This is a genomic window from Candidatus Rokuibacteriota bacterium, assembly GCA_016209385.1.
In the GTDB taxonomy this organism is placed as follows: domain Bacteria; phylum Methylomirabilota; class Methylomirabilia; order Rokubacteriales; family CSP1-6; genus JACQWB01.
Genome location: JACQWB010000283.1, coordinates 1 through 3,103, shown reverse-complemented (window position 1 = coordinate 3,103; position 3,103 = coordinate 1). Strand labels below are relative to the sequence as shown.

The 3,103-nt window shown below is 69.4% G+C and carries 4 protein-coding genes; all 4 read right to left on the bottom strand.

The features are described 5' to 3' along the window. Positions 1-184: 184 nt before the first annotated feature. On the bottom strand, positions 185-697 hold the full coding sequence (locus HY726_21550; GenBank protein ID MBI4611583.1) for a DinB family protein: 513 nt from the start codon (positions 695-697) through the stop codon (positions 185-187). A gap of 76 nt (positions 698-773) precedes the next feature. Further along, positions 774-989, bottom strand: coding sequence for a biotin/lipoyl-binding carrier protein (locus HY726_21545; GenBank protein ID MBI4611582.1), 216 nt, complete (start codon positions 987-989; stop codon positions 774-776). Positions 990-1,108: 119 nt separating this feature from the next. After that, the gene (locus HY726_21540) at positions 1,109-2,089 is read right to left on the bottom strand and encodes a hypothetical protein (protein ID MBI4611581.1); all 981 of its coding nucleotides are present in this window, start codon (positions 2,087-2,089) and stop codon (positions 1,109-1,111) included. Between the two features lie 3 nt (positions 2,090-2,092). Next, complete coding sequence (locus HY726_21535) at positions 2,093-2,848, bottom strand: DUF455 family protein (protein MBI4611580.1); 756 nt, start codon at positions 2,846-2,848, stop codon at positions 2,093-2,095. Positions 2,849-3,103 lie beyond the last annotated feature (255 nt).

The following is a 3,103-nucleotide window of genomic DNA, read 5'->3' as shown; positions in this document are numbered from 1 at the left end:
GGAGTCGGCAGGTGCCATACGACGAGACCTACCACCTGGCGACCATGGCGCGGCAGCAGTTACGCCGGGCGGCGTGACCGTGAAAAAAAAAGTTCTTGACAAGGGTCATAGAAAGTCTCCCCCCAGGATCGGTTGCGCCGGCGGAGCCGGCGCTCGAACGCGCTTATGAGATCAGGCTCCAAGTCTAGGACATCTGCCCGGACCGGACGAGGTGGTAGGTCACCAGACCGGTATCCGGGGGCGAACCCTTGACGATGGTCAGCATGGTGGCCACCTCGCTCCGGTGATGGGTGCCGTGGTTGGCCACGTGGTGCAGGAGGGCCCAGAGCGGGAGCCGGAAGGGCTTCCCCTCCGTGTTGCGGTAGTGGATCTCCCGCGCGAGATCCGTCTCCGTGAGGCTCGCCAGGAACGCCTCCATCCTCGCGTCGTGCTCGTCCCAGCGGACGCGGAGGGAGGCCAGGTCGGGGAAGTCTTTCCCCGAGAGAAGGGACGACGGGAACTCGCCCTGCCAGCGCTTCAGCCAGGTCACCTCGGCGCCGAGGATGTGGGCCAGCATCCCTTTGAGCGTCGGCACGCTGAACTGGGTGCCGATCGCCCGCTCGGCCTCGGCGGCCGGAAGGGCCGCCACCTGGTCAAAGAGCCTCCGGTTCGCCCACCGGGTGTACTCGAACAGAGCCCGGAACCTCGCGAGGTCCATCTCGTGCCTCCTTCTCGGGCCTCGCCTCGTGACGGGCCTGCCTCCCGGCATGGCCGACGTCCCTCGGCTCGAACCGCTAGTCCAGGAGCGCGACCGTGTCGCCCTCCTGCACCGTCTGTCCCTCCGTGACGTTCACCTCGACCACGGTTCCGGCCCGCGGCGCCTCCACGGGGATCTCCATCTTCATGGACTCGAGGACGACGATCGGGGCGCCTGCGGCGAGCCGCTCGCCCGCCTTGGTCACCACCTGGAAGACGACACCGGTGATCGGGGCCTTGACCGGTTCAGGCATCGGGGGCTCCTTGGTCGATGATCGCGGTGCAGGGCATCGGATCAGTTTCGGGGACGGGCCGGCGCGGCGGCGGGCGGGCAGACGGGCATCGCGACGGGTGAACGCGTGGGAACGCAACCCTAAGATCCGGAGTTCCCCTCGGTCCTCACGACCTCGGCCTCGAGCACCTGCCACCGGCCGTCCTGGTCGCCCCAGCGGAGCTGAAGCACGGCGATCCGGGCCGGCCCTTCCAGCCGGACCTTGACCAGGCGCTGGCCGCCGAGCGTGGCGAAGCCGACGACCCGGTGACGGGCGAAAGCGGTCGCGGCGAGCGACGCGTACACGGCCATACCGGTGTCCCGGTAGCTCGCGGCGAAATCGGGCTCGAGGGCTCGAAGGTCCCTGCTCACGAGATGTCGCGCGTGGGCCTCGACGGAAGCCTCAAGCTCGGGCGGAATCGGCCAGCGCCCAACCGGCCGCTCCAGCGAAACGAGATCCTGAGCGATCCCGGCAGCGTCCGGGACCGCATCGGCAGGCGCGGGGGATGCCGTCCCTCGGCCCGAGACACCGCCGGCCTCCTCGAGCAGCCCTTCCAGCTCCCGCTGCCAGCCCCGCGCGCGCTCCTGCAGCTCGGGCGTCGTGAGGACGTGCGAGAGCACCATGCTGCCGGCCGTGATGTGGCGCCGCTCGTCATCGATCGTCCGCTGGAGGATCCGGCGGGTGGGGGGCTCGTACACCGCGTTGGCGCGGCCGACGTGCTCCTCATAGGTCGCGAGGAGGTGGGGCTTCAGCACCCGGTAAACGCCCACGAGCCGCTCCGGTGTCTGGTGGAACTCCTCCGGGCTCTCCAGCCGGTCCATGAAGCGAACGAAGGCCTCGTTGGGCGGCTCGGACACCTGGGCCGGAGCCCGCAGCTCGGCCAGCCGTTTCCCCCACAGGTCAGCATGCTGGGCGCAGTCCCAGACGTGGCGACCCAGCAGGAGCTTGGCTGACAGCTCGGGGGTGAGAGCGATCCAGCCGCCCAGCACCCGCATCATCCGCTCCTCCGCGTAGCGGTAGTGGCGGATGCGCCCGGCGGACTCCTCAACCGAGAGAAAGCCGGCGAGCGGATGCACCGCCATCGCTCAATAGACGGGCGAGCGCTGGGTGGTCTTGATCAGACGGGCGATCTCCTCATCGGTGAAGCCTGCCAGCTTCCGGGCTTCGGTCGCGATCGAGATGGGCACCTCCTCGTGGTCCCCTTCCCGCCGCAGCCCGCCGAGGTTGAACCGCTCGTCGATGGTCTCCTGGAACTCGACGGCTCGCTTCCGGCGCTCCGGATCGTCCTTGGTCAACTCGTTCAGCCACCGGGACCCCATGCGCACGTGGGTGATCTCGTCGGCCAGCACGAAGTCCACGGCGTGCTCCAGGATCGGGTCGCCGACCTTCCGCGCGATGTGAATGAGCTGGTTGAACACGTCGCAGGCGAGCCCCTCGAGCCCCCGGTTCACGCCCGCCACCCGGGCTGCGGCGTCCTCGGCGCACGCGCAGCGCCAGAGGATCGTGGTCTCGGGGAACTCACCGACGTAGCCGCCCAGGTGCTCGAGGAGCCGGATGTAGATCTCGACGTGGCGGGACTCGTCCCACGCCTGCCGGGCCATGTCCATGGTGAACTCCCACGGCGCGTCGGGAAAGTCGCACACGGTCCGCCCGGCTCCCTCCATGGCCTGCAGCTCGCCCACGAGGATCCCGTGCACCCGCTCCTTGATCGACTCGCGGCTGGACAGGTCGGGGAACGGGGGCAGGCCCTGCTCCACCTTGACCTCGGCGACGCGGCGGCCCCGCATCCGGATAAAGCGCTCCTCCCGCGCCAGCTTGTCGTAGGCAATGGGGCGATTCATGATGTCCTCCCGAAGCGAGCAACCCGCTATTCAGCGAGTCTAGCCGACGCCACCACCAAACGCAACCAACTCACCTCCCGAAGCTGGATCAACTCGGGCCTCGCCTCGTGGCGGGCCTGCCTCCGGCATGGCCGCCGCCTCTCGGCTCGAACTGCGTCGGGCCTCGCCTCGTGGCGGGCCTGCCTCCGGCATGGCCGCCGCCTCTCGGCTCGAACTGCGTCGGGCCTCGCCTCGTGGCGGGCCTGCCTCCGGCAT

What these genes read in the sequence shown, in the direction of transcription:
- HY726_21550 (MBI4611583.1), bottom strand. Translation starts at nt 697, where the DNA reads ATGGACCTCGCGAGGTTCCGGGCTCTGTTCGAGTACACCCGGTGGGCG.
- HY726_21535 (MBI4611580.1), bottom strand. Translation starts at nt 2,848, where the DNA reads ATGAATCGCCCCATTGCCTACGACAAGCTGGCGCGGGAGGAGCGCTTT.
- HY726_21545 (MBI4611582.1), bottom strand. Translation starts at nt 989, where the DNA reads ATGCCTGAACCGGTCAAGGCCCCGATCACCGGTGTCGTCTTCCAGGTG.
- HY726_21540 (MBI4611581.1), bottom strand. Translation starts at nt 2,089, where the DNA reads ATGGCGGTGCATCCGCTCGCCGGCTTTCTCTCGGTTGAGGAGTCCGCC.